This window comes from Streptomyces aureus, assembly GCF_001418135.1.
In the GTDB taxonomy this organism is placed as follows: domain Bacteria; phylum Actinomycetota; class Actinomycetes; order Streptomycetales; family Streptomycetaceae; genus Streptomyces; species Streptomyces aureus_A.
On record NZ_LIPQ01000050.1, the window covers coordinates 1 to 8,660 of the forward strand.

Consider the following 8,660-nt stretch of genomic DNA (forward strand, 5'->3'; position numbering starts at 1 on the left):
AGCGTCGTCTTGCCGGAGCCGGCCGCGCCGCGCAGGAGCACCTTGTCGTGTCGGGCGAGGATCTGGTCGGCGCGACCGCCCGGCGCGTAACCCCGGTGGATGCCCGCCGAGGGGTGCGTGAAGGCCCCAGGGGCCGTGGCGGGGCCGGATCCCATCCACGAGCTGACCGCCGCGGCTGACGCCGGACCCGTGGGGCCACCCTGGTGTCGTGGTGGAGCCGCGGAATCCCGTGGCGACGGCACCGCCTCGTCCGAAGGGCCCATCCACAGCCTCGACGCGTCCGCGACCTCCGTCGTCTCCAGCGACAGATACGCCACGTCCAGCGGCCACTTCTCCGGTGCGTCCCGCAGGTCCACCCCGTAGATCGTCAGGCGGCCGTGCTTCTTCGCCAGGTGGGCAAGGTAGCGCCGCTCGAACTCCGCGTCCCGGCTGTCCGCCCGGGGCACCCGGCGGATCACCTCGTCGACCTTCGCGATGAGCTCGCTCTGCCCGCGGGTCTGTTCCACCAGGCTGCGGGCCACGAACGTGGAGCGCTGGGTGAAGAAGTCGAGGATGTGGAGGCAGGCCCACTCCGTCATCGACTCCAGATAGCGGACCGAGTCCGTGGACAGGCCGTCCGGGGCCGGGGCCGCCGTGCGCAGGCGGCGGGCGAGGTCGGTGTGGCCGAGGCGGACGGCCTGGACGTCGTCCATGTCGAGGTCGCCGAGGGCGAGGAGGGTCGTGGCGAGGGTGTCGGTGACCGCCTCGGCCTCGTCGGCGGGGAAGGGCCGCTCGCCGGCCCCGTCCATGGACCGGCCCACCAGCGTTCCCGCCAGCTTCCGGACGTCCTTCTCCGTCAGCGTGCGCTTCTCGCCGCGGAAGGAGACCAGGGAGGAGAGCCGGACTTTCTCCGACCGGCCCGTGAGACCCGCCCCTGGACCATCGCTGACCAGCAGTTTCCTCAAGATCGGGCCGATCGCGGCCGAGGCGAGGCGCGTGCCGATGAGTGCCGGTTCCATGTGTGTCCCCCCGTGGGTCCCCGAAGCGGTCAGCGTAGTGCGTGACGGCCTTCCGGACGGCTCGGTTGCGTGACCCAGGTCCCATTGGCGGCCGGTGCCTGGTGACAAGGCGCACAGGCGTTTTGAGGGGTACTAACCGCAATAGTGGTGACCATTGGTGCCGATTCGGGACGTTCAGGAGCGAACCGTCGGGACTTTGGTCCCCGAGGGTCCCGAACCGGACGCCGGACGGCCTTTTGCGCGGTTTCGGTTCCCTGTGACATGCGGATAAACCGGTTCTCTTGTGCCGGTATGTCCGATTTCGAAGGTGGCCCTCGGGGTCGTCAAGGGTGGAACTTCCCCGGAGATCGCTACGACCTGATGTCGTAGATGGGGTGTTTTGGGCTGGATGGGGGTCCGGGTTACCAAGGATGAGCAAGCCCGACGCAGCGCACCGTTCGCGTCGGGTCCCGTACTTCCCGGAGGTTTCCCCCGTATGTCGAAGCGCATGAACCCCGCCGCCCGTGTCACCGTCGTCGCTCTTGCCGCCGCCGGCCTGGGAGCGACGATGGTGACCGGAGCTGGGTCCGCCTTCGCCGCCGAGGGCCAGGCCGTCACCGCCCCGGTCGCGGTCACCGCGTCCGCCGCCGTCGCCGCTCAGGCCGACGCCCAGGCGCACGTCGCCGCCCAGGTGAAGGCCGCCGCCGCGAAGGCCGCGGCCGTCAAGAAGGCCGCCGCGGTCAAGAAGGTCGTCACCGTGAAGCCGGTCGCCGCCAAGAAGGCCCCGTCCTGGGTCAAGCCGGTCACCGCGTACACGCTGACCGCCAGCTACAACCAGGGCGGCGCCATGTGGGCCCACAAGCACTCCGGCCAGGACTTCGCCGTTCCGGTCGGCACCCCGGTCAAGGCCGCGGGCTCCGGCACCGTCGTGAAGGCCGGCCCGAACGGCGGCGGCGACGGCCCCGCGTACGGCAACGCGATCGTCGTCAAGCACGCCAACGGCACGTACTCGCAGTACGCCCACCTGTCGAAGATCAAGGTGCACATCGGTCAGAAGGTCCTCGCCGGTCAGCAGATCGCCCTCTCGGGCAACACCGGCAACTCCTCCGGCCCCCACCTGCACTTCGAGATCCGCACGACCCCGAACTACGGCTCCGCCGTGAACCCGGCCGCCTTCCTGCGGTCCCACGGCGTCTCCATCTGAGCCGTACGAACAGAACTCATGAGGCCCGGTGGGCCTGGTTGAGCAGATCGAGGGCGACCTCGAGGGTGGCCCTGTGCTTCTCCTCGGAGTCGCCCTCGATGTTCTGCATGAAGAACGTGCCCGCGTGCAGTGTGAAGATCGCGCTGACGCAGCGCACCTGGTCCACCATCGCGAAGTCCGGCTCCTGGATCAGTCCGGTCAGCGCGAGCATCCGCTCCTTGAAGGTGAGGCCGACGCTCAGCTCGCGGACCGTCGCCTGGTTCTCCTGCATGAAGCGGAAGAGCGGGGCCGCCGCGCGCAGTGCCACCTGGTAGCGGCGCAGCACCTCCTGCCGGGTCTCCAGGGTCCGGGGCTGCTCCTGCGCCCAGGCGATCAGGTCGTCCATGGGGCGGGTCAGGTCCTCGAAGATCCCGATGAGGATGTCTTCCTTGGTCTTGAAGTGGTAGTAGAGCGCCGCTTTCGTGACGTCGAGGCGTTCCGCGATCTCGCGCAGGGAGGTCTTCTCGTAGCCCTGCTCGGCGAAGAGATCGAGGGCCACGTCCTGGATGCGCTGGTGGGTGTTGCCTCGGGCCATGACTGCCCTCCACTTTCCAAAGAACTTACTTGACGACCGGCAAGTTACGGGTCTACCTTCCCCAGTGTAGTAACTAGCCGGGCGGCAAGTAAGGGACGAAGATGACGACGCAAGCCACAGCGACACCGGCGCAGGGGGAGACGGAACCGCAGCCACGCAGCGTCCGCGTCGTCCTGCTCGCCCTGATGATCGCGATGCTCCTCGCGATGCTGGACAACATGATCATCGGCACCGCGATGCCGACCATCGTCGGCGAGCTCGGCGGCCTGGAGCACCTCTCCTGGGTCGTCACCGCCTACACCCTGGCCACCGCCGCATCGACCCCCCTGTGGGGCAAGGTCGGCGACATGTTCGGCCGCAAGGGCGTCTTCCTCACCTCGATCGTGATCTTCCTGATCGGTTCGGCGCTCAGCGGCATGGCCCAGGACATGGGCCAGCTCATCGGCTTCCGTACGATCCAGGGCCTCGGCGCCGGCGGCCTCATGGTCGGCGTGATGGCGATCATCGGCGACCTCATCCCGCCCCGCGAGCGCGGCAAGTACCAGGGCATGATGGCCGGCGTGATGGCCCTCGCCATGATCGGCGGACCGCTGGTCGGCGGCACCATCACCGACCACTGGGGCTGGCGCTGGTCCTTCTACATCAACCTGCCGCTCGGCGCCGTCGCCCTCGCCATGGTCACCACCGTCCTGCACCTGCCGAAGAAGAAGCGCGCCACGGGCACCCGGATCGACTTCCTCGGCGCCGCGCTGCTGACCGTCGGCATCACCGCCATCGTCCTGGTCACCACCTGGGGCGGTACGGAGTACGCCTGGGGCTCGGCCACCATCGTCGGCCTGGCGGTCGGCGGAGCGCTCTCGCTCGCGGCCTTCCTCTGGGTGGAGACCCGCGCGAGCGACCCGATCATGCCGCTGCACATCTTCCGCAGCCGCAACTTCACGCTGATGTCCCTGATCGGCTTCATCACCGGCTTCGTGATGTTCGGCGCGGTCCTCTACCTGCCGATCTTCCAGCAGTCCGTCCAGGGCGCCTCGGCGACCAACTCCGGCCTGCTGCTCCTGCCGATGCTGCTGTCGATGATGGTCGTCTCGCTGGTCGTGGGCCGCTTCACCACCAGCACCGGCAAGTACAAGATCTTCCCGATCCTGGGCGGCGCGCTCATGACGGTCGGTCTCTACCTGCTCTCCACGATGGACACCGACACCTCGCGGCTGATCTCCGGCGTCCACATGGCGGTCCTCGGGGCCGGCATGGGCTTCCTGATGCAGATCACCATGCTGGTCGCCCAGAACAGCGTCGAGATGAAGGACATGGGCGTCGCCTCGTCCTCCACCACCCTCTTCCGGACGCTCGGCTCCTCCTTCGGCGTCGCGATCATGGGCGCGCTCTTCACGAGCCGCGTCCAGGACGAGATGACGGCACGCGGCGGATCCGGCCTCACCGAGCGGACGGCCCAGCTCGACGCGGCCAGCCTGGCCAAGCTGCCGGAGGCGCTCCGCGAGGCCTACCAGCACGCGGTCTCGACGGGCACGCACGGCGCCTTCCTGGTCGCCGCCGCGGTCTCCGTCCTCGGCCTGGTCCTCGCCTTCTTCGTCAAGGAGGTGGCGCTGCGCGGCGCCGGTCCGGCGCCGGCCCCGAAGACGGCCGAGGGCGACGGCAAGGTGAAGGTCGCCGAGACGGTCTGATCACCTCGTGAGAGGTGCGTGCGTACGGCGGTGGGGCCGGTCCTGACACAGGACCGGCCCCACCGCCGTAACCCCCCCGTCAGTCGGCCGGCCGCAGGATCGGGAAGCTGCCCGTGTTCGTCGGCGCGTGGTCCGGCAGCCACAGCACCGCGATCGCCCCGCCCACACCGTTCGGCGCCGCCTCGGAGGCCACGTTCCGGAAGGTCAGCCGCGCGCCCAGGACCCGCGCCTGGCCCGACGCGATCGTCAGGCCCAGGCCGTGGCCCTGGCCCGCGCGGTCGCTCGTCCCCGTACGGAACCGGCTCGGGCCCTCCTTGAGCAGCGCCTCGGGGAAACCGGGACCGTGGTCGCGGACCCGCACGACGCGGCCCTCGACGGTGACCTCCACCGGCGGCCTGCCGTGCTTGGCGGCGTTCGCGAGGAGATTGCCGAGGACGCGCTCCAGGCGCCGCGGGTCGGTGTTCACCCAGGAGTCGTGGACGACCCGGACGACCACCCCGGGATCGAGCGCCCGCACTCGCCGCTCCACGAACTCCCCGAGCGCGATCTCCTGGAGCTCCGCCCGCTCCGACGCGCTGTCGAGCCGGGCCACCTCCAGCACGTCCTCGACCAGCGTCCGCATCGCCTGCGCCCGGTCCCGTACGAGCTCGGTCGGACGCCCCGGCGGCAGCAGCTCGGCCGCCGTGAGCAGTCCTGTCACCGGGGTGCGCAGCTCGTGCGCGATGTCCGCGGTGACCCTCCGCTCCGCCTCGATCCGCTCGTTGAGGGCGTCGGTGAGGGCGTCGACCGCCCACGCCAGGTCGTCGGTCTCGTCCCGTACGACCCCGCCGACGGCCTCCCTGACCCGGACGTCCGTGTTCCCCTGGGCGACCCGGCCGGCCGCGACGGCGGCCTTTCGCAGCCGCCGCGAGAGCTGGCCGCCGATGAGCACGCCGAGGGCGCAGCCGCCGAAGACCACCGAGACCGAGCCGATGACGAGGGCACGGTCCAGATCGTTCATGATCGTGGCGCTGCGGTCGGCGAAGGGGATGTGCAGCGAGAGCACGTCGCCGTTGGCGAGCGGCACCGCCGCCCACACGTCGGGCGGCCCGCCGTGCCGGTGCTCCTGCACGTACGTACCGCGCCGCTTGTCCTGCATCAGCTGGTCGAGCTGGCTCGGCAGCGACGGGTCGTTGATCTTGGTGCCGAAGCGCGGTTCCTTCGGCTTCGACGTCTCGTACATCCGCTGCGCGAAGAGCAGCCGCTCCATCTGCACCTCGCGCGCGTTGTCGAGCATCGAGATCCGGGCGGCGTTGTGCACGACCACGCTCAGGGTGACCGCGATCAGCGCGCCGACCGCCGCGATGGCCACGGCGATCTTCCAGCGGACGCCGGTACGGAGGGGGCGCAGCCTCACCGGTGCGTGCCCGTCTCGGGGGGTGTCGTGTGGATCATGGCGCCCTAGCTCTTGAGCTTGTAGCCGAAGCCGCGGACCGTCTCGATCCTGTCCTGGCCGATCTTGGCGCGCAGCCGCTGGACGTGGACGTCCACGACCCGGGTGTCGCCGCCCCAGCCGTAGTCCCAGACCCGCTCCAGGAGCTTGTCCCGGGACAGCACGGTGCCCGGCGCCGACGAGAACTCCAGGAGCAGCCGCATCTCGGTCGGCGTCAGCGCGACCGGGGTCCCGCCCTTGCGGACCTCCATGCCGTCGGTGTCGACCTCCAGATCGCCGAAGGCGAGGAGCCCGCCGCCGTCCGGTCCCTCCTCCCCCCGCTCACCGGCGCCGGGGCCGCCCGCGTGCCCGAAGCGGCGGAGGACGGCGCGGATCCGGGCCATCAGCACCGAGCCGTCGAAGGGCTTGGTGACGTAGTCGTCGGCCCCGGCCTCCAGACCGAGCACGACGTCGATCGAGTCGGCGCGTGCCGACAGCATGATCACCGGCACCGTCGACTCGTCGCGGATCCGGCGGCAGAGGCTGACCCCGTCCATGCCCGGCAGCATCACGTCGAGCAGGGCGATGTCCGGCCGCTGCGCCCGGAAGGCGTCCAGGCCGGAGAGTCCGTCGGGCATGGCCGTGACCCGGAAGCCGTCCCGCTCGAGGGCGAGCTGGGTGGCCTCACGGATGACGTCGTCGTCCTCGACGAACAGGACATGGGTTTCGGCCATTGTGCGTGTCCTTCGGATCTCTCTGCGGGTGGGGGTGTGCGGCTCAGTGGGCGGGGGGCTCGCTCGGCGCGGGCTCGACGACCTCGCCGTCACCGACGGCCCGGCTGTAGTCGTTGTGCACCCAGTCCTGCTGGGTGAACCTGTTCCCCGACCAGCGGTACGTGATCACGTCCTCGCCCGAGGGGTACGCGACCGGGTCGCCCTTCGCGTACACCTGCTTGGTGACGACGAGCTCGCCCCGGTCGATCGTGGCGTAGACGGCGGCGTCCTCCGCCATGAACACGTTCTCGTACCCGTCGCTCTGCCTCCGGTAGACATACGTGCCGATGCCGACGGCATCACCGCAGGTCATCACGTTGACGACGACGTCGGGCGCGGGAGCGTTCGTGAGGTTGCCGTACGAGGCGTCCACCGGGTACGCGTCCGCGACGCAGGGCTTCAGATCGGTCTTGAACCGCTCCTCGATCTTCGGATCGGCCTTCAGCAGCTGGATCGGATCGACCCGCTCGGTGGACCGGAGGTCGCCGTCGGCCGACGGCGAGGGGGTGGGCGCCGCCCCGGCCACGTCCCTGGTGGCCGCCGCTCCCTCGTCGCGGGAGCCGGTGCCGCCGGTGGAACAGGCTGCCATGGACAGCCCGACGGCGACGAGCCCGGCCGTCGCCGTGATGCTCGCCGCCTTGGCGGTACGGCGCCGGCGGCGCCGTCCGGTTCCGTACCGGTCGTCGCCGCCGGGGCCGCCACCGCTGCCGATGCCGCCTTCGCCGTCGTGTCTTCTGCCGTCGGCTTCGCCGTCTAGGCCGCGCACCGCTCCCGCCCCCGTTCGTCGCCTCGCACGGTCGTCCGCTCTCCGGTCCGCCCCAGGGCGCGGGCGTCGAGATCACGGCTCTCCAGCTCCTGGCGGAGCCGGGCGAGCGCCCTGTGGAGCGTCGACTTCACCGTACCGGTCGACATGCCGAGCGCCGCCGCCGTCTCCTCGGTGCTCATCTGTTCCCAGTGCCGCAGGACGACGACGCTGCGCTGCTTCGGCGCGAGGACCTTCAGGATGTCCATGAGGAGGGCCCGGTCCGCGTGCTGCTCGGTCGGGTCGTCGACACAGGCGTCCGGCAGCTGCTCGGTGGGCACCTCTTCGAGCTTGCGGGAGCGCCACCACTCGGTCCGGGTGTTGATCATGACCCGGCGGAGGTAGGCGTCGGCCAGGGACTTGTCGGCGATGCCGTCCCAGCGGCCGTACGTACGGGCGAGGGCCGTCTGCAGGAGGTCCTGGGCGTCGACGGGGTCGGCCACGAGACGACGTGCACTGCGCAGCAGCGCGTCCTGCCGCGTGCGTACGTACTCCTCGAAATCGAGCACCTCGCCATGCCTCATCCGAACCGCCTCCGAACCCCGTGACCTGCTTCGTTCCTCGTGTCGTCGATGACGCTACGGAGCGGTTGTCACGGGGCTGTGCGGGGGAGCCGTCGGTGGACGCACGGCTACCCATCGGTTGTGTAACGGCGGGACGAGGGGCGGGCGGCGCCCGGCTCAGGCCACGGGCAGCCGGTAGTGCCCGTCGTCCAGCGGTTCGACCAGGCCGTCGGCGACCAGGCCGTCCAGGGCCCTGGCCCGCTGCACCGGCTCGTCCCAGACCTTGTCCAGGACCGCCTGCGCCACCGGATCGGCCGACTCCCGCAGCACCGCCAGGAGCCGGCCCCGGACCTGCCGGTCGGTCCCCGCGTACGTCTGGCCTCGCCGCGGCGGGCCGTCGTGCGCGGGCTTCCCCGAGAGCCGCCAGGCGCACTGCCCCGAGATCGGGCAGCGCCCGCAGTCCTCGTTCTTCGCCGTGCAGACGAGCGCGCCCAGTTCCATCGAGGCGGCGGCCCAGCGGGAGGCGGTCGCCTCGTCCGCCGGCAGCAGCGCGCGGGCGAGCCGGCGCTCCGCGGCCGTCGTCGCGTTCGGCGGGTACTGGACGCCCGTCGCCGCCCGCGCGAAGACCCGGCGCACATTGGTGTCCAGGACGGCGTGCCGCTGCCCGTACGCGAAGGAGGCCACCGCGGCCGCCGTGTACTCGCCGATGCCGGGCAGCGCGAGCAGCTGGC

The 8,660-nt window shown here is 70.9% G+C and carries 8 protein-coding genes and 1 pseudogene; 2 read left to right on the plus strand and 7 right to left on the minus strand.

The features are described 5' to 3' along the window. Positions 1 to 998, minus strand: a 998-nt coding sequence (locus AOK00_RS05875) for an NACHT N-terminal Helical domain 1-containing protein (RefSeq protein WP_437441393.1), incomplete at its 3' end; no start/stop codon positions are given. A 475-nt stretch (positions 999 to 1,473) separates the two neighbouring features. Here AOK00_RS05875 and AOK00_RS05880 point away from each other — a divergent pair. Then, positions 1,474 to 2,181: a M23 family metallopeptidase gene (locus AOK00_RS05880; RefSeq protein WP_055599249.1), complete on the plus strand. Its 708-nt coding sequence runs from the start codon at positions 1,474 to 1,476 to the stop codon at positions 2,179 to 2,181. Positions 2,182 to 2,197: 16 nt separating this feature from the next. Here the strand turns inward: AOK00_RS05880 and AOK00_RS05885 are convergent, their stop codons facing one another. Beyond that, complete coding sequence (locus tag AOK00_RS05885) at positions 2,198 to 2,755, minus strand: TetR/AcrR family transcriptional regulator (RefSeq protein ID WP_055599250.1); 558 nt, start codon at positions 2,753 to 2,755, stop codon at positions 2,198 to 2,200. A 101-nt stretch (positions 2,756 to 2,856) separates the two neighbouring features. Here AOK00_RS05885 and AOK00_RS05890 point away from each other — a divergent pair, with 101 nt between their 5' ends. Next, positions 2,857 to 4,440: an MDR family MFS transporter gene (locus AOK00_RS05890; RefSeq protein WP_055599251.1), complete on the plus strand. Its 1,584-nt coding sequence runs from the start codon at positions 2,857 to 2,859 to the stop codon at positions 4,438 to 4,440. A gap of 79 nt (positions 4,441 to 4,519) precedes the next feature. Here the strand turns inward: AOK00_RS05890 and cseC are convergent, their stop codons facing one another. The 5 genes and pseudogenes from cseC to AOK00_RS05915 all read right to left on the minus strand — a co-directional run. Then, the gene (cseC, locus tag AOK00_RS05895) at positions 4,520 to 5,836 is read right to left on the minus strand and encodes a two-component system sensor histidine kinase CseC (protein WP_055599252.1); all 1,317 of its coding nucleotides are present in this window, start codon (positions 5,834 to 5,836) and stop codon (positions 4,520 to 4,522) included. A gap of 44 nt (positions 5,837 to 5,880) precedes the next feature. Next, complete coding sequence (gene cseB / locus AOK00_RS05900) at positions 5,881 to 6,585, minus strand: two-component system response regulator CseB (protein ID WP_055599253.1); 705 nt, start codon at positions 6,583 to 6,585, stop codon at positions 5,881 to 5,883. 43 nt (positions 6,586 to 6,628) lie between these two features. Further along, on the minus strand, positions 6,629 to 7,390 hold the full coding sequence (locus AOK00_RS05905) for a hypothetical protein (RefSeq protein WP_055599254.1): 762 nt from the start codon (positions 7,388 to 7,390) through the stop codon (positions 6,629 to 6,631). Next, entirely contained in the window at positions 7,378 to 7,950 is a 573-nt protein-coding gene (locus AOK00_RS05910; protein WP_055599255.1) for a SigE family RNA polymerase sigma factor, read from the minus strand. Before AOK00_RS05910 ends, AOK00_RS05905 begins: the two co-directional genes overlap by 13 nt. Before the next feature lie 156 nt (positions 7,951 to 8,106). After that, positions 8,107 to 8,660 (minus strand): annotated as a pseudogene (locus AOK00_RS05915) (A/G-specific adenine glycosylase); the annotation flags it as partial.